Source organism: Streptomyces rubiginosohelvolus, assembly GCF_014649875.1.
Classification (GTDB): Bacteria; Actinomycetota; Actinomycetes; order Streptomycetales; family Streptomycetaceae; genus Streptomyces; species Streptomyces rubiginosohelvolus.
This window is the reverse complement of the sequence record NZ_BMTW01000014.1, coordinates 80,398-96,138: the sequence shown is the minus strand read 5'-3', so window position 1 is coordinate 96,138 and position 15,741 is coordinate 80,398. Positions and strand designations below refer to the sequence as shown.

Annotated in this window: 17 protein-coding genes and 1 riboswitch; of the genes, 8 read left to right on the top strand and 9 right to left on the bottom strand. The window is 71.5% G+C overall.

The window, feature by feature from the left end:
* Nucleotides 1-41: 41 nt before the first annotated feature.
* From metF to IE134_RS26365, 5 genes are all read right to left on the bottom strand, one after another.
* Nucleotides 42-959: a methylenetetrahydrofolate reductase [NAD(P)H] gene (gene metF / locus IE134_RS26385; RefSeq protein ID WP_030718919.1), complete on the bottom strand. Its 918-nt coding sequence runs from the start codon at nt 957-959 to the stop codon at nt 42-44.
* A 136-nt stretch (nt 960-1,095) separates the two neighbouring features.
* Entirely contained in the window at nt 1,096-1,746 is a 651-nt protein-coding gene (gene thiE, locus IE134_RS26380) for a thiamine phosphate synthase (RefSeq protein WP_098895583.1), read from the bottom strand.
* Between the two features lie 103 nt (nt 1,747-1,849).
* The gene (locus tag IE134_RS26375; protein WP_006123878.1) at nt 1,850-2,215 is read right to left on the bottom strand and encodes an Rv2175c family DNA-binding protein; all 366 of its coding nucleotides are present in this window, start codon (nt 2,213-2,215) and stop codon (nt 1,850-1,852) included.
* A gap of 81 nt (nt 2,216-2,296) precedes the next feature.
* A complete protein-coding gene (locus IE134_RS26370) occupies nt 2,297-3,472 on the bottom strand; it encodes an NAD(P)/FAD-dependent oxidoreductase (protein ID WP_229823748.1) in 1,176 nt (391 codons plus the stop codon).
* Between the two features lie 129 nt (nt 3,473-3,601).
* Nucleotides 3,602-3,943, bottom strand: a complete 342-nt coding sequence (locus IE134_RS26365) for an avidin-fold protein (protein WP_030718910.1) — start codon at nt 3,941-3,943, stop codon at nt 3,602-3,604.
* A gap of 52 nt (nt 3,944-3,995) precedes the next feature.
* A riboswitch (TPP riboswitch) is annotated at nt 3,996-4,108 on the top strand.
* Between IE134_RS26365 and thiO the strand changes: the two genes are divergently transcribed.
* The 5 genes from thiO (at nt 4,106) to IE134_RS26340 (ending at nt 9,344) form a co-directional block, all read left to right on the top strand.
* Nucleotides 4,106-5,314, top strand: coding sequence for a glycine oxidase ThiO (gene thiO, locus IE134_RS26360; protein ID WP_098019089.1), 1,209 nt, complete (start codon nt 4,106-4,108; stop codon nt 5,312-5,314). (Overlaps the previous riboswitch by 3 nt.)
* Nucleotides 5,311-5,589 (top strand): sulfur carrier protein ThiS, encoded by a 279-nt coding sequence (thiS, locus tag IE134_RS26355; protein ID WP_229823746.1) that lies wholly within the window; start codon nt 5,311-5,313, stop codon nt 5,587-5,589. The genes thiO and thiS overlap by 4 nt, the downstream gene beginning before the upstream one ends.
* 2 nt (nt 5,590-5,591) lie before the next feature.
* Nucleotides 5,592-6,386 (top strand): thiazole synthase, encoded by a 795-nt coding sequence (locus IE134_RS26350; RefSeq protein ID WP_030718901.1) that lies wholly within the window; start codon nt 5,592-5,594, stop codon nt 6,384-6,386.
* Nucleotides 6,387-6,536: 150 nt separating this feature from the next.
* The gene (pknB, locus tag IE134_RS26345) at nt 6,537-8,471 is read left to right on the top strand and encodes a Stk1 family PASTA domain-containing Ser/Thr kinase (protein WP_126931272.1); all 1,935 of its coding nucleotides are present in this window, start codon (nt 6,537-6,539) and stop codon (nt 8,469-8,471) included.
* Nucleotides 8,472-8,477: 6 nt separating this feature from the next.
* On the top strand, nt 8,478-9,344 hold the full coding sequence (locus tag IE134_RS26340; protein ID WP_030718895.1) for a deoxyribonuclease IV: 867 nt from the start codon (nt 8,478-8,480) through the stop codon (nt 9,342-9,344).
* 70 nt (nt 9,345-9,414) lie between these two features.
* Here the strand turns inward: IE134_RS26340 and IE134_RS26335 are convergent, their stop codons facing one another.
* Nucleotides 9,415-10,047 carry a sulfite oxidase-like oxidoreductase gene (locus tag IE134_RS26335; RefSeq protein WP_030718893.1) on the bottom strand — a complete coding sequence of 211 codons (633 nt, stop codon included), beginning with the start codon at nt 10,045-10,047 and terminating at the stop codon, nt 9,415-9,417.
* A gap of 158 nt (nt 10,048-10,205) precedes the next feature.
* Between IE134_RS26335 and bfr the strand changes: the two genes are divergently transcribed.
* Nucleotides 10,206-10,685 (top strand): bacterioferritin, encoded by a 480-nt coding sequence (bfr, locus tag IE134_RS26330; RefSeq protein WP_007451289.1) that lies wholly within the window; start codon nt 10,206-10,208, stop codon nt 10,683-10,685.
* Between the two features lie 15 nt (nt 10,686-10,700).
* Here bfr and IE134_RS26325 read toward each other — a convergent pair whose 3' ends face one another.
* Together IE134_RS26325 and IE134_RS26320 are read right to left on the bottom strand one after the other, a co-directional pair.
* Nucleotides 10,701-10,943 (bottom strand): (2Fe-2S)-binding protein, encoded by a 243-nt coding sequence (locus IE134_RS26325; protein ID WP_030718889.1) that lies wholly within the window; start codon nt 10,941-10,943, stop codon nt 10,701-10,703.
* 163 nt (nt 10,944-11,106) lie between these two features.
* Entirely contained in the window at nt 11,107-12,453 is a 1,347-nt protein-coding gene (locus IE134_RS26320) for a class II 3-deoxy-7-phosphoheptulonate synthase (RefSeq protein ID WP_029182028.1), read from the bottom strand.
* A gap of 102 nt (nt 12,454-12,555) precedes the next feature.
* On the opposite strand from IE134_RS26320, the gene IE134_RS34700 reads away from it, so the two are divergent.
* A complete protein-coding gene (locus IE134_RS34700; protein ID WP_106969533.1) occupies nt 12,556-12,624 on the top strand; it encodes a trp operon leader peptide in 69 nt (22 codons plus the stop codon).
* A 136-nt stretch (nt 12,625-12,760) separates the two neighbouring features.
* Entirely contained in the window at nt 12,761-14,659 is a 1,899-nt protein-coding gene (locus tag IE134_RS26310) for an anthranilate synthase family protein (protein WP_030718873.1), read from the top strand.
* 10 nt (nt 14,660-14,669) lie between these two features.
* Here the strand turns inward: IE134_RS26310 and IE134_RS26305 are convergent, their stop codons facing one another.
* Nucleotides 14,670-15,665, bottom strand: coding sequence for a 2-hydroxyacid dehydrogenase (locus IE134_RS26305; protein ID WP_030718869.1), 996 nt, complete (start codon nt 15,663-15,665; stop codon nt 14,670-14,672).
* Nucleotides 15,666-15,741: the final 76 nt, after the last annotated feature.

Below are 15,741 nucleotides of genomic sequence, written 5' to 3'. Positions count from 1 at the left end.
CCTCCTTCGGCCGTCACCGCTTCGGGGGCGGGTACGACCGGTCACGACTGCTTGTGCAGTCCGAGTTTCTCGTAGATTTCGAGCGTAGCCGTCGAGTTGTTGAGCGTGATGAAGTGCAGCCCGGGCACACCCTCGGACAGCAGCTCCGCGCAGAACTCCGTTGCGAACTCGATGCCAATGGAGCGTACAGCGGCTGGATCGTCCTTGGCTGCGAGGATGCGCTCTTTCAACGACTCGGGCACGGTCGCGTTGCTGAGCTGGGAGAACTTTTCCAGTTGCTTCACGCTGGTGAGGGGCATCACTTCGGGGATCACCGGTGTTTCACAACCCGCAGCGACCACGCGGTCACGCATCCGGAGATAGTCCTCCGGGCGGAAGAACATCTGGGTGATCGCGTAATCCGCGCCCGCCCGGCACTTGTCCACGAAATGACCGATGTCCGTCTCCCAGTCGGTGGACCGGGGGTGCATTTCGGGAAATGCCGCGACGCCGACGCAGAAGTCGCCCGATTCCTTGATGAGGCGGACGAGGTCGGCGGCGTACTGCACCCCCTGCGGGTGCTCCACCCACTCGCCCATCGGGTCGCCCGGCGGGTCGCCGCGGACGGCGAGGATGTTCCTGATGCCCGCGTCGGCGTATTGCCCGACCATGTTGCGCAGCTCGGCGATCGAGTGGTTGACCGCGGTGAGGTGGGCGACCGGGGTGAGCGTGGAGTCCGCCGCGATCTCCTGGGTGGCCTTGACCGTCCCGGCGCGGGTGGAGCCTCCGGCGCCGTACGTCACGGAGACGAAGCTCGGCCGGACCGCCTCGACCCGGCGCAGCGCGTTCCAGAGGTTGCGCTCACCTTTCTCCGTCTTGGGAGCCCAGAACTCGAAGGAGTACGACGTTTTGCCGGTCGCCAGCAGGTCACGCACCGTGCGCGCGTGATCCGTCCTGGTGGAAGCTGTTCCAAGGGCCATAAGGGGAGGTTAACCAGGGGGTGGACACTCACCCAACCAGAGCGGGAAAGTTTGTCTCGAATTGCCGGACTGTTGTCCACTCCTCGGACATTCCCCGGCTCGGGCCCGGGATGTCCGCCGCCCGTACGCGCGGAGTTCAGCTCGTGTGTGCCCGGACGCGGCGGGCCAGCTCGGCGGTGGCGGCGGCCGGGTCGTCGGCCTCGGTGACGGCCCGGACGACGACGACGCGGCGGGCCCCGGCGTCCAGCACCTGGTCCAGATTGCCCGCGTCGATCCCGCCGATCGCGAACCAGGGGCGCTGCCCGCCGAGCGAGGCGGCGTAGCGCACGAGGTCGAGGCCGGGGGCGTGGCGGCCGGGCTTGGTGGGGGTGGGCCAGCAGGGGCCGGTGCAGAAGTAGTCCACGCCGTCCTGGGCGACGGCGGCGTCGACCTCGGCCTCGGCGTGCGTGGAGCGGCCGATCAGCCGGTCGGCGCCGATGATCGCGCGGGCGGCGGGGACGGGCAGGTCGCCCTGGCCGAGGTGCAGGACGTCGGCGCCGATGGCGTGGGCGACGTCGGCGCGGTCGTTCACGGCGAGAAGCTTGCCGTGCCGGCGGCAGGCGTCGGCGAACACCGCGAGGTGTTCCAGCTCCTCGGCGGCTTCCATGCCCTTGTCCCGGAGCTGGACGATGTCGACGCCGGAGGTGAGCACGGCGTCGAGGAAGGCGGGGAGGTCACCCTGCCGCTTGCGGGCGTCCGTGCACAGGTAGAGCCGGGCGTCGGACAGCTGCTCGCGAGGTGTGGACATGGTGGAAACCCCCGTGGTCGTCACGGCGGAGTGGATTCCCCCGTGGTCGTGCGGGTGCACGGGCCGTGTCGGACGGCCCGTGCACCGCTTCCTGGCGTATCGGTCAGACGGCGAGCGCCTGGGCGCGGCGCTTCACCTCCGTCCCGCGATTCTCGCTCAGCGCCTGCGCGGGGGTGCCGGGCAGGGTCGGGTCGGGAGTGAAGAGCCACTCCAGCATCTCTTCCTCGGAGAAGCCGTCGTCCTTCAGGAGGGTCAGGGTGCCGGAGAGGCCCTTGACCACCTTGTCGCCGTCGATGAAGGCGGCGGGCACCTGGAGCGTCCGGTTCTCACCACGGCGTACGGCGATGAGCTGGCCCTCCTTGACCAACTGCCGTACGCGCGTCACCTGGACATCGAGCATTTCCGCGATGTCGGGAAGGTGAAGCCAGGCGGGGACGAGAGCATCGGTCTTTGCGTCAATCTCGGTCACGGGGACAAGCCTGCCACCTGGGACTGACAGTCGGTAGCCGGGCCGACCGTACGGGGGGTGTCAGCGGCGGTCCCGGGGCGGTCAGAGGGCGGTGGACTTCAGGGGTACGGCGGGGTCGGCGACCTTCTCCGGGTCGAGGGCGGCCCCCGACTCGATGAGCCTGCGCCCCTGGGCGAGATCGCGCGGGCGGCCCACGGCGAGCACGGCGGCCAGCGCCCCGTCGCGCAGCCAGCACACCGACCAGGTGGCGTCCGCCCCGTCGCCGCGCCACAGCAGGGTGTCGGCGTCGGCGTGGTGGCCGGCGTACTGCACGAAGCGGCCGAACTGCTCGGACCAGAAGTACGGGACGGGGTCGTAGACCGGGAGCGGTGCGCCGCTCTCCGCCGCCATGATCGCGGCCGCGGCGGTGCGCGGACCCTGGAGGGCGTTGTCCCAGTGGTGGACCAGCAGCCGGGTTCCGTAGCGGGCCGAGGGGAAGGAGGCGCAGTCGCCGACCGCGTACACATCGGGCAGCGAGGTGCGCAGGGCGCTGTCGGCGGTGACCGAACCGTCCGGGCCGAGGGCGATCCCGGAGCCCGCGAGCCAGCCGGTGGCGGGGCGCGCGCCGACGCCGACGACCACGGCTCCGGCGGGCAGGGTGCGGCCGTCCGCGAGGATCACGGCCCCCTCCTCGACGCGCTCGACCCGGGCCCCGGTGAGGAGTTCGGCGCCGCTCCCGGCGTACCAGGCGGCCATCGGGGAGGCCACCTCGGCGGGCAGGGTGCCCGCGAGCGGGCGGGCCGCGGCCTCGACCACGGTGACGGCGCAGCCCGCGGCGCGGGCTGCGGTGGCGAACTCCGCGCCGATCCAGCCCGCCCCGACGACGACCACGTCGTGCTGCCGGTCCAGGACGGGCCGCAGCCGGGCGGCGTCGTCGAGGGTGCGCAGCAGATGGACGCCGGGCACGCCCTCGGTGCCGGGCAGGGTCAGGGGTTCGGCGCCGGTCGCGAGGATCAGGGCGTCGTAGCGGACGGGCCCGTCGGCGGTGTCCAGCACATGGTCGGCGGCGCGCAGGGCGGTGACGTCCAGACCGAGGCGCAGGGTGATGTCCAGCGCCTCGAAGTCGACGTCGAAGGCGGAGTCCTCGGCCTTGCCCAGCAGCACGGCCTTGGACAGCGGCGGGCGGTCGTAGGGCTGGTGGGGCTCGGCGCCGATCAGGGTGACGGGGCCGGTGAAGCCCGCCTCGCGCAGGGCGACGGCGCTCTGCACGCCCGCCATGCCCGCGCCGACGACCACGACGTTCCGGGCCGGACTCTTCTCCGTCTGCTGCTCGCTCACCTGTCCACCTTAATCATCTGACGAAGCGTCAGGAAGACGGCTGCCGGACACCGGCCCTCAGGACGGCCCTCAGGAGGCCACTTCCTCCACCACGCTGGTCCCGCTGCCTTCCTGGGACTCCCACTCCCAGCGCTCCTCCAGACGGACCCGGCCATCGGTGAGCTCGGTGACAGTGGAGAGGCAGTGCCCGGAGGATGTCGTTCCGTCCTGCTTGAGCTGGACATAGCGGAAGTCCAGCGCGTCCCCGTCCCGGGTGCCGACGAGATGGCCGTGGACGACGTCGCCGCCCGTGTACTCGGCCCAGATCCGGCCGCCTTGCTCGTGGTACGTGAAGCGGGTGCGGGTGCCGACCTGGCCCGGGGCCTGGTCGGCGACGGGCGCGAGGACGAGTCCGTCGAGCGAACGGGCCATGATGACGGCTCCCCTACTGGGCGGTGGACGGCGGGGTTTAGGGTGGCCAAGGTAGAACACTCGCGGGAGCCCGGACGCACCGGGCTGAGAGGGAGGCTGGACGGCTTCCGACCGTACGAACCTGATCCGGGTCATGCCGGCGAAGGGAGGGGCTGGACACTCATGCGCGTCTCGGGGAAGACCTCCGGAGCCTTGGGGGGAACGGGAACCTCAGGATCCGACGTCCTCGTCATCGGGGGCGGCATCATCGGCCTGGTCACCGCGTGGCGGGCCGCACAGCGCGGGCTGGCGGTCACCGTGGCCGATCCCGCACCGGGCGGCGGAGCCGCCCAGGTCGCGGCGGGCATGCTGGCCGCCGTCACCGAACTGCACTACGGCGAGCAGATGCTGCTCGGCCTCAACCTCACCTCCGCCGCCCGCTATCCGGCGTTCGTCGGGGAGCTGGAGGAGGCGAGCGGCCGGGACACCGGCTTCCGGAGCTGCGGCACGCTCGCCGTCGCGCTGGACTCCGACGACCGGGCGCATCTGCGCGAACTGCACGCCCTCCAGGAGCGTTCGGGTCTGGAGTCGGTCTGGCTGAGCGGCCGTGAGTGCCGCCGGCTCGAACCGATGCTGGCCCCGGGAGTCCGGGGCGGGCTCCGGGTCGACGGCGACCACCAGGTGGATCCGCGCCGCCTCGCCTCGGCGCTGCTGACCGCGTGCGAGCGGGCCGGGGTCGCGTTTCGCCGGACGACCGCCGAGCGGCTCACCGTCGAGAGGGGCCGGGCCACCGGGGCCTCGCTCGGCGACGGTAAGGAGTTCGCGGCCGACCAGGTCGTGCTCGCCGCGGGCAGTCTCAGCGGGCGGCTCGCGGGGCTCCCGCCGGAGCTCGTGCCACCGGTACGCCCGGTCAAGGGCCAGGTCCTCCGGCTCACCGTGCCCCCGGCGTACGCCCCCTTCCTCAGCCGCACCGTGCGCGCCGTGGTGCGGGGCGGCCACCTCTACCTCGTACCGCGCGAGAACGGCGAGCTGGTCGTCGGCGCCACCAGCGAGGAGATGGGCTGGGACACCACGGTCACGGCCGGCGGGGTGTACGAGCTGCTGCGCGACGCCCATGAGCTGGTGCCGGGCATCACCGAGCTGCCGCTGACCGAGACCCGGGCCGGTCTGCGTCCCGCGTCGCCCGACAACGCCCCGCTGCTCGGCCCGACCGTCCTGCCCGGTCTCCTGCTCGCCACCGGCCACCACCGCAACGGGGTCCTGCTGACGCCCGTCACCGGGGACGCGATGGCCGACGCCCTGACCACCGGCGAGCTGCCCGAGGAGGCCCGCCCCTTCTCGCCCGGCCGTTTCGAGCCCGCCGCCCCCGCACTCCAGGAGCAGCCCGTATGACCCAGCAGCCCGCCGCGCCGGAAGGCATCTCCGTACCGCGAGCAGCAGCACCGGAAGGCACCGCGCCCGCCACCGTTTCCGTCTCGGTGAACGGGGAAGCCCGTGCCGTTCCCGCCGGGACCGACCTGGGCGCCCTGGTCGGCGCCCTGACCCAGGCCCGCTCCGGGGTCGCCGCAGCCGTCAACGAGAGCGTCGTCCCGCGCGGCCAGTGGGCCACCACCACGCTCGGCGAGGGCGACCGCGTCGAGGTCCTGACGGCCGTACAGGGAGGCTGACCATGTCGGACGACGTCTTCACGCTGGGACCCGCCACGTTCGGATCCCGGCTGATCATGGGCACCGGCGGGGCCCCGAGCCTGGAGGTGCTGGAGCGCTCGCTGATCGCTTCGGGCACCGAGCTGACCACGGTCGCGATGCGCCGTCTTGACCCGACCGTGCAGGGTTCGGTGCTCTCCGTGCTGGAGCGGCTCTCCATCCAGGTCCTGCCGAACACCGCGGGCTGCTTCACCGCGGGTGAGGCGGTGCTGACCGCCCGGCTGGCCCGGGAGGCGCTCGGCACGGACTGGGTGAAGCTGGAGGTGGTGGCCGACGAGCGGACCCTGCTGCCCGACCCGATCGAGCTGCTGGACGCGGCGGAGATCCTGGTCGACGACGGGTTCGTGGTCCTGCCCTACACCAACGACGACCCGGTGCTCGCCCGGAAACTGGAGGACGTGGGGTGCGCGGCGATCATGCCGCTGGGCTCCCCCATCGGCTCCGGGCTCGGCATCCGCAACCCGCACAACTTCGAGCTGATCGTGGAGCGGGCCGGGGTGCCGGTGATCCTCGACGCGGGGGCCGGGACCGCATCGGACGCGGCGCAGGCGATGGAACTGGGGTGCGCGGCTGTGATGCTCGCCTCGGCGGTGACACGGGCCCAGGAGCCGGAGCTGATGGCGGGTGCGATGCGTCACGCGGTGGAGGCGGGCCGGCTGGCCCGCCGTGCCGGCCGGATTCCGCGTCGCCACTTCGCCGAGGCGTCGTCGCCGGTGGCGGGGCGGGCGGCGTTCGATCCGGAGCGGCCCGCGTTCTGAGCCGGTGACCGTCGGGGGCGCTGCCCCCGAACCCCCGCTCCTCAATCGCCGGAGGGGCTGAAAACCTCCTTGTCACAGGTCGGTAAGGGAACGGCCCCGGGAGTGCCCCGGCCCGTCCGGGGTGTCCGTGGCGGCTCGTAGACTCTCGGGGTGGACACGACCCTCCAGGACCCTCTCGTCGGGCAGCTGCTCGACGGCCGGTATCGCATTGAGGCGCGCATCGCCGTCGGCGGGATGGCCACGGTCTACCGGGCCGTGGACACCCGCCTGGACCGGGTGCTCGCCCTCAAGGTGATGCACCCGGCGCTCGCCACCGACGTCTCGTTCGTCGAGCGCTTCATCCGGGAGGCCAAGTCGGTGGCCCGCCTGGCGCACCCCAATGTCGTCGCGGTCTTCGACCAGGGCGCTCAGGGCGCGTACGTCTATCTCGCGATGGAGTACGTGGCGGGCTGCACCCTGCGCGACGTGCTGCGCGAGCGCGGGGCCCTCCAGCCCCGGGCCGCGCTGGACATCCTGGAGCCGGTCCTCGCCGCGCTCGGCGCCGCGCACCGGGCCGGGTTCGTGCACCGCGACATGAAGCCGGAGAACGTCCTGATAGGGGACGACGGCCGGGTGAAGGTCGCCGACTTCGGCCTGGTCAGGGCGGTCGGCACGGCCACCGACACCACCGGCTCGCTGCTGGGCACGGTGTCGTATCTGGCCCCCGAGCAGATCGAGCACGGCACCGCCGACACCCGCAGCGATGTGTACGCCTGCGGGGTCGTGCTGTACGAGATGCTCACCGGCGCCAAACCGCACACCGGCGAGAACGCCGCCCAGGTCATCTACCAGCACCTCAACTCCGACGTCCCGGCCCCGTCCGCCGTCGTGCCCGGGCTCCCCGTCGCGCTGGACTCCCTGGTGGCGAGCGCGACCGCCCGCAACCCCGAGGTGCGCCCGCACGACGCGGTGCTGCTGCTGGCCGAGACCCGTGAGGCCCGCGCCGGGCTGACCGAGGCCGAGCTGGACGCCGTACCGCCGCAGGCGCTGGCGGACTCCCATGACGGCGCGGACGACCGTACGAGCGTGATCCCCCGGGCTCTTCCGGAGGACGGTGGCGGGGACGGCGTGCACCGCACCAGCCGTCTGGCGATGCCGCCCGCGGGGCCCGCCGCTCCGGCCCGGCGCCGGGGCGGCCGGCGCGGTCCGTTCGGCGGGCCGCACCGCAAGCTGATCATCGCGCTCACCGCCGTCCTGCTGACCCTGGGGATCGGCACGGGCGTCTGGTACATCAACTCCGGCCAGTTCACCCAGGTCCCCTCGGTGCTCGGGCAGACCCAGCAGACCGCCGAGAAGCGGATCGCGGACGCCGGGCTCGGGCTGAAGGGTGTGGACCGGGTCTTCAGCGACACGGTCGAGCGGGGCGAGGTCGTCAGCAGCGACCCCGCCTCCGGCGACCGGATCCGGGGCAACGGCTCGGTGCGGCTCGTCGTCTCGCGGGGCCCGGAGATCGTGCGGGTGCCCGATGTGGTGGGCAGCTCCCTCGGGGACGCCCGGCGCTCCCTGAAGAAGGTGGGCCTGGTCCCGGGGATGGTGACCAGGGAGTTCAGCGAGGACGTGGCCCGGGGCGAGGTGATCCGCACGGATCCCCGCGCCGGCACCGACCGCAATCCGGACACGGCCGTGGCGCTCGTCGTCAGCAAGGGCGCCCCGGTCGACGTCCCGGACGTCACCGGGCTCTCCGCCGAGGAAGCCACCGCCGAGCTGGAGGCCGAGGGGCTGAAGGCCGAGGTGCTGCCCGGCCGGGTGCACTCCCCCGAGGACGAGGGAGCCGTCGCCGAGCAGTCCCCCAAGGAGGGCGCCGAGGCGGCCGAGGGCGACACGATCCAGCTGACCGTCTCCAAGGGCCCCCGGATGCTGGACGTCCCCGACGTCACCGGTCGGGACGTCGACGAGGCGCGGAGCACCCTGGAGGAGGCGGGCTTCGAGGTGGAGGTCGACCGGCCGTTCCTCTCCTTCAGCGACACCATCGCCAGCCAGTCCGTGGACGGCGGCGAGCAGGCCCCCGAAGGCTCCACGATCACCATCAAGACCAAGGGGCTCTAGAACCGGATGGACTCTCTGCGCAACCCGGTGGGCGGGCATGTCCCGGTGGCCGGCGGCCTCGCCAAGGTCGGCCTGGAGTACGCGCGCGAGCTGGCGGCGGAGACCGTGCAGGTCTTCGTGGCGAACCCGCGCGGCTGGGCGACGCCCGTCGGGAACCCGGCGCAGGACGAGCTGTTCCGCGCCGAGTGCGCGGCGGCCTCGATCCCGGCGTACGTCCACGCCCCGTATCTGATCAACTTCGGCTCGCACACCGAGGCGACGGTGGAGAAGTCCGTGGAGTCCCTGCGCCACTCGCTGCGGCGGGCCCGGGAGATCGGCGCGCTGGGCGTGGTGGTGCACACCGGTTCGGCTACCGGCGGGCGGCCGCGCGCCGAGGCGCTGGCCCAGGTGCGGGAGCACATGCGGCCGTTGCTGGACGAGCTGACCCATGACGACGATCCGGATCTGCTGCTGGAGTCGACGGCCGGCCAGGGCTTCTCGCTCTGCTCCCGGACCTGGGACTTCGGCCCGTACTTCGAGGCGCTGGACTCCCACCCGAAGCTCGGCATCTGCCTGGACACCTGCCACATCTACGCCGCCGGGCACGACCTGACGGGTCCGACGGGGATGCGGCAGACGCTGGACCTGCTGGTGGGGACGGTAGGCGAGGGGCGGCTGAAGCTGATCCACGCCAACGACTCCAAGGACGTCGTGGGCGCCCACAAGGACCGGCACGAGAACATCGGCGCAGGGCACATCGGGGCGGAGCCGTTCGCCGAGCTGTTCGCCCATCCGGCGACCGAGGGCGTACCGCTGATCATCGAGACGCCCGGCGGCAAGGAGGGGCACACGGCGGACGTGGCCCGGCTGAAGGAGCTGCGCGGCACCCGCTAGAGCGCTAGGGCCTGTCGTCAAACTGCCGTCGTCGCCCGGAGCGCGGCAGGCGGCAGTTTGACGACAGGCCCTACAGCTCCGGGCCGTCGCCCGGCTCCTCCTGGTAGGAGTAGCGCTGCTCGGACCAGGGGTCGCCGATGTTGTGGTAGCCCCGCTCCTCCCAGAATCCGCGGCGGTCCGCCGTCATGTACTCGATGCCCCGGACCCATTTCGGGCCCTTCCAGGCATACAGGTGGGGGACGACGAGGCGGAGCGGGAAGCCGTGCTCGGCGGTGAGGAGTTCGCCGTCCTTGTGGGTGGCGAAGAGGGTGCGCTCGGAGGCGAAGTCGGCCAGGCGCAGGTTCGAGGAGAAGCCGTACTCGGCCCAGACCATCACATGGGTGGCGTCGGGGGCCGGCGGTGCCAGTTCGAGGATCGCGCGGGCGGGGACCCCGCCCCATTCGGCGCCGATCATGCTGAACTTCGTCACGCAGTGCAGATCGGCGACGACCGAGGAGAACGGCAGGGCCGAGAAGTCCTGGTGGTTCCAGCAGTGCTTGTCGCCGTCGGCGGTGGCTCCGAAGACCCGGAACTCCCAGCGGTCGGGCTTGAACTTGGGAACGGGCCCGTAATGGGTGACCGGCCATCCGCGCTGCAGTCGCTGTCCTGGTGGAAGCTCCGACTGCTCTGCTCCGCGATTCTCCCGGTTTTCCGGCTGACCCATGTCTCCATGGTGACAGACAGGCAGGGGTGGTCATGACCAGGGAGGACCTCCATGGGGGCAACTCGTACTAAGCGTGCACTTACTGGACGGCCGCTGAGCGCGGTGCGAGGATCTGGCCTACTTGCCAGATCGATCACCGGTTGGAAGGAACCTTTGCCATGCAGGGCGACCCCGAGGTCCTTGAGTTTCTCAATGAGCAGCTGACCGCCGAATTGACTGCGATCAACCAGTACTTCCTGCACGCGAAGATGCAGGACAACTTCGGGTGGACCAAGCTCGCCAAGTACACCCGGGCCGAGTCCTTCGACGAGATGAAGCACGCCGAGATCCTCACCGACCGGATCCTGTTCCTGGACGGACTGCCGAACTACCAGCGGCTGTTCCACGTCCGGGTGGGTCAGACGGTGACCGAGATGTTCCAGGCGGACCGCCAGGTCGAGGTGGAGGCGATCGACCGCCTCAAGCGCGGTATCGAGGTGATGCGCGGCAAGGGAGACATCACTTCCGCGAACATCTTCGAGTCGATCCTGGAGGACGAGGAGCACCACATCGACTACCTCGACACCCAGCTGGAGCTGGTGGAGAAGCTCGGTGAGCCGCTCTACATCGCGCAGCTGATCGAGCAGCCGGAGAGCTGACCGCCGGACGGCCGCTCAGGCGGCGTCGGAGAGGGCCGGGCGGGCGACGGAGGCGGCCACGGGTTCCGGCCGCTGGTCGAGCAGCTCGCGGCGCGGGCAGTCGCCGCGGCCCAGCAGAGCCTGGATGCGGCGCACACAGCCACCGCAGTCCGTGCCGGCCTTGCAGGCCGACGCGATCTGCCGGGGTGTGCAGGCACCGGCGTCCGCATGCTTCTTGACCTGTGCCTCGGTGACGCCGAAGCAGGAGCAGACGTACATGCGGTTCACCTCCCTGCGGGTCGGTCGCTGATGCCGTCCCGGTCTTCGTCGGTGAGGCTAACCTAACCTTACCCGCCCCCCGGGTGGCGCAAAAGTCCTGGGTACGACTGTGGGGCACGGATCACATGGATCCGTGCCCCACAGGTGCGTCCGGCGAGGACTTCTACTGGTCGCGGTACATCTCGGCGACGAGGAAGGCCAGGTCGAGCGACTGGCTGCGGTTGAGCCGGGGGTCGCAGGCCGTCTCGTAGCGCTGGTGCAGGTCGTCCACGAAGATCTCGTGGCCGCCGCCCACGCACTCGGTGACGTCGTCGCCGGTCAGCTCCACGTGGATGCCGCCCGGGTGGGTGCCGAGGCCCTTGTGGACCTCGAAGAAGCCCTTGACCTCGTCCAGGACGTCGTCGAACCGGCGCGTCTTGTGACCGGAGGCGGCCTCGAAGGTGTTGCCGTGCATCGGGTCGGTCACCCAGGCGACGGTCGCGCCGGAGGCGGTGACCTTCTCGACCAGCTCGGGGAGCTTGTCGCGGACCTTGTCGGCGCCCATGCGGACGATGAAGGTCAGCCGGCCCGGCTCGCGCTCGGGGTCGAGGCGGTCGACGTAGCCGAGCGCCTCGTCGACGGTGGTCGTCGGGCCGAGCTTGATGCCGATGGGGTTGCGGACCTTCGAGGCGAACTCGATGTGCGCGCCGTCCATCTGGCGGGTGCGCTCACCGATCCAGACCATGTGGCCGGAGGTGTCGTACAGCTGGCCGGTGCGCGAGTCGGTGCGGGTCAGCGCCGTCTCGTAGTCCAGCAGCAGCGCCTCGTGCGAGGCGTAGAACTCGACCGCCTTGAACTCGGCCGGGTCGGTGCCGCACGCCTTCATGAAGTTGAGCGCGTTGTCGATCTCGCGGGCCAGGGCCTCGTAGCGCTGGCCTGCGGGGGACGACTTCACGAAGTCCTGGTTCCAGGCGTGGACCTGGCGCAGGTCGGCGTAACCGCCGGTGGTGAAGGCGCGCACCAGGTTCAGCGTGGAGGAGGACGCGTGGTACATCTGCTTCAGCCGCTGCGGGTCCGGGACCCGGGCCTCCTCGGTGAAGGCGAAGCCGTTCACCGAGTCGCCGCGGTAGGTCGGCAGGGTCACGCCGTCGCGGGTCTCGGTCCCCTTGGAGCGCGGCTTGGAGTACTGGCCCGCGATCCGGCCGACCTTGACGACCGGCACGGAGGCGGCGTAGGTCAGGACGGCGCTCATCTGGAGCAGCGTCTTCAGCTTGGCCCGGATGTGCTCGGCGGACACGGCGTCGAAGGCCTCGGCACAGTCGCCGCCCTGCAGCAGGAACGCCTCGCCCTTGGCGACGGCTCCCAGACGGGCGCGCAGCTGGTCGCACTCGCCCGCGAAGACGAGCGGCGGATACGACGCGAGGTCCGCGAGTACATCGCGCAGCGCCTCGGAGTCGGGGTACTCGGGCTGCTGCGCCGCGGGAAGGTCTCGCCAGGTGTTGCCACCGGCGACGGAGGTATTGGCGTTCACGGTCACGTGGACAACATTACGGGGTCCTGGAGGGCGTCCATTCGAACGCTCAATGGGTGAGACACCCGCTCAGGCGCCCGGATCGTCCGCTAAGGTCGGGGCATGTCGACGCAGAAGATCCAGATCTCGATCCAGAACTGGTGGTGGACCGCTCATCCGGCGGCCCGCTGATTCATCGCGCTGACACTTCGCGAAGGCCGCCCGAGGGGCGGCCTTTTCTGTGTTCAGGAGCCGTTCCTCTCCCTGTGAACCCGTGCGGATCCCCTGCGGATCCCCGTGCGGACCGTCCGGAAGGAACCTGCTCCCCATGTCCCAGATCCCGTCCCGATCCGCCTCCGACCTCATCCGCCGGCTGCTCGCCGAGGACGCCCCGCCGTTCGCGCTGCTGCGCCGCCGTACGCCCGGCCGTGACCACGATCACGTCGAACTGCTGATCGGCGGGGTGCGGGAGGCGGACCGGCTGGCCGATCTGCCGGTGGGCGCGTCGCCCGCGCTGGCCCTGGTGCCGTTCCGGCAGATCGCCGAGCGCGGCTTCGACGTCCGCGACGACGGCACCCCGCTGAGCGTGCTGGTCGCCGACGAGTCGCACGAGCTGGAGCTCGCGGAGGTGCTGGCGGCGCTGCCCGCGCATGAGGTGACCGTGGCGGACCGCGGCTTCGACGTGCCGGACGAGGAGTACGCGGACATCGTGCGGCGGGTGATCCGGGACGAGATCGGGCAGGGCGAGGGCGCGAACTTCGTGATCCGGCGGACGTTCCGGGGCGAGATCCCCGGGTTCGGGCGGGCGGACGCGCTGGCGCTGTTCCGGCGGCTGCTGGCGGGCGAGCGGGGCGCGTACTGGACGTTCGTGGTGCACACCGGGGACAGGGCCCTGGTGGGCGCCAGCCCTGAAGTGCATGTGCGGATGTCAGGCGGGACGGTCGTGATGAACCCGATCAGCGGGACGTACCGCTACCCGGCCGAGGGGCCCACCGCGGAGAGCCTGCTGGCGTTCCTCGGGGACCGCAAGGAGAGCGAGGAGCTGTCCATGGTGGTCGACGAGGAGCTGAAGATGATGTGCACGGTGGGCGACATGGGCGGGGTGGTGGTCGGCCCCCGGCTCAAGGAGATGGCCCACCTCGCGCACACCGAGTACGAGCTGCGCGGGAAGTCCTCGCTGGACGTCCGGGACGTGCTGCGCGAGACGATGTTCGCGGCGACCGTGACCGGCTCCCCGGTGCAGAACGCGTGCCGGGTGATCGAGCGGTACGAGTCCGGGGGCCGCGGCTACTACGCGGGGGCGCTGGCCCTGCTGGGCCGGGACGCGAACGGGGCGCAGACGCTGGACTCGCCGATCCTGATCCGTACCGCCGACATCGATCCCGACGGTTCGCTGAGGGTGCCGGTCGGGGCCACGCTCGTACGCCACTCGGATCCGGAGAGCGAGGTGGCCGAGACGCACGCCAAGGCGGCCGGGGTGCTGGCCGCGCTCGGGGTGCGGCCGGGCCGCCCGGCGGCGGAGGCGGACCGTCCGCACCTCGCCTCCGACCCCCGGGTGCAGGCGGCGCTGGACGACCGGCGCGGGGGGCTCGCCCCGTTCTGGCTGCGGATGCAGGAGCGCGTCCGGGACCTGTCCGGGCACGCCCTGGTGGTGGACGGCGAGGACACGTTCACCGCGATGCTGGCCCATCTGCTGCGGGCGTCCGGGCTCGACGTCTCGGTGCGCCGCTACGACGAGCCGGGGCTGCGCGAGGTGGTCCGGGCGCACGAGGGGCCCGTGGTGCTGGGCCCCGGCCCGGGGAACCCGGGAGACCTCACCGACCCGAAGATGCGGCTGCTGCGGGAGATCGCCGCCGAGCTGGTGCGGGACCACCGGCACGGGCTGCTGGGGGTCTGCCTCGGGCATGAGCTGATCGCGGCGGAGCTGGGTCTGGAGATCGTCCGCAAGGCGGTGCCGTACCAGGGGGCGCAGACCAGGATCGAGCTGTTCGGGCGGCCGGAGACGGTGGGCTTCTACAACAGCTTCACCGCCCGGTGCGACGGCCCGGCCGCCGCCGAGCTGGCCGCGCACGGGATCGAGGTGAGCCGGGACGAGGAGAGCGGGGAGCTGCACGCGCTGCGGGGGCCGGGCTTCGCCTCGGTGCAGTTCCACCCGGAGTCGGTGCTGACCGTACGGGGCTCGGCGATCGTGACGGAGCTGCTGGCGGGGCTGCCCGTGGCGGGCTGAGCGGCCGGTCTCACGTCCTCGGCACGAGGACGTTCTCGCCGGTGCGGCGGGCCAGGTAGTCGGTGACGTTCTGAACGGTCGCGTCGATGATCTGGCCCACCGCGTCCTCGGTGTAGTACGCCTGGTGGGAGGTGACGATGACGTTGGGGAAGGTCACCAGCCGGGCGAGGGTGTCGTCGTCGATGCCCTCCAGGGACTTGTCGAGGAAGAACAGCCCGGCCTCCGCCTCGTACACGTCGAGTCCGACGCCGAGGAAGCGGCCCGCGCGGAGTTCGGTGACCAGGGCGGCGGTGTCGATGAGGCCGCCGCGGCTGGAGTTGACGAGGATCGCGTCGTCCTTCATCGCCTTGAGGGCGCCCTCGTCGATGATGTGCTGGGTGCTGGGCAGCAGCGGCACGTGCAGGCTGATCAGGTCGGCCTCGGCGAACAGCCGCTCCTTCGCCACGTACTCCATGCCCAGCTCGACGCAGGCCGGGTTCTCGGCGACGTCCCAGCCGAGCAGTTTCATGCCGAAGCCGTGGGCGATCCGGGTGAACGCCTCGCCGATCTTGCCGGTGCCGAGCACGCCGACGGTCCGGCCGCGCATGTCCCGGCCGAGCAGCCCGTCGAGGCGGAAGTCGAAGTCCCGGGTGCGGCTCGCGGCCCGGATGATGCGCCGGTTGACGGCCATGGCGAGCGTCCAGGCGAATTCGGCGACCGAGTACGGCGAGTAGTAGGAGACCCGGGCGACGCGCAGGGCGAGGCGCTCGGCGACCTCCAGGTCGATGTTGTTGAAGCCGGTGGAGCGCTGGGCGATCATCTGCGTGCCGCCGGCGGCGAGCGTCTGGAGCACCGGGGCGCTCAGGTCGGCGTTGACACTCGTGGAGATGATCTCGTGGCCGGCCGCGATGGGGGCGGTGTCCCGGTTGAGGAAGACGTCCAGGCAGCGGACCTCGTGCAGCCCTTCGAAGGCCTTCTCGATCAGGGGCTTCTCGTCGGACTGCACGCCGAAGGCCAGGATTTCCACGAGTTCTCCCGAGCTGTGTCTGGGGTCGGAACAGGGCAGGGCCGGTCAGCGCGAATATACGGCCACGGCCCCGCCC